Here is a 613-nt window from a genome sequence, read left to right as displayed (position 1 = left end):
TCCTTCATCCTGCCGCTGGTGTGCTACGGCTACATCATTTTCTATGGCCTGTCGGGTTCGCGCCCGAGCGCCGCATTCCGCCACGGAGCCTGAGGCCAGAATGAGCAAGATTGTCTGTTTCGGCGAGATTTTGATCGATCTACTTGCGCAGCCGCCGGCCAGCGCCGACACCCCGCGCGCGTTCCTGCAGTACGCCGGTGGGGCACCGGCCAACGTCGCGGTGGCCGCGGCGCGGCTGGGTGCGGACACCCATTTCGCCGGCATGCTCGGCAACGACATGTTCGGCGACTTCCTCGCCGAGAGCCTGGCCGACGCCGGTGTGGCCACCGACTGCATCGTGCGTACCGGCGCGGCCAAGACCGCGCTGGCGTTCGTGGCGCTGGACGCCCACGGCGAGCGCAGTTTCAGCTTCTACCGGCCGCCGGCGGCGGACCTGCTGTTCCGCAGCGAGCACTTCCACGCCAGCTGTTTTGACGGCACGCGCAGCTTCCATGTGTGTTCCAACAGCCTGACCGAGGCCGAGATCGCCGCGACCACGCTGGATGGCATGCGCCGCGCGCGTGCCGCCGGTGCGATGGTCAGCCTCGACCTCAACCTGCGTCCTGCGCTGTGG

1 protein-coding gene is annotated in these 613 nt (G+C 68.0%); it reads left to right on the top strand.

What is annotated here, in order from left to right:
• Positions 1 to 100: 100 nt before the first annotated feature.
• Positions 101 to 613 (top strand): PfkB family carbohydrate kinase (locus ACXJKJ_RS31155; RefSeq protein ID WP_457395462.1); only part of this gene is annotated, 513 nt, incomplete at its 3' end.

It is taken from the genome of Roseateles sp. P5_E1 (genome assembly GCF_054049335.1).
The sequence above is the reverse complement of the archived record's forward strand: the minus strand, read 5'-3'. Positions and strand labels throughout refer to the sequence as shown.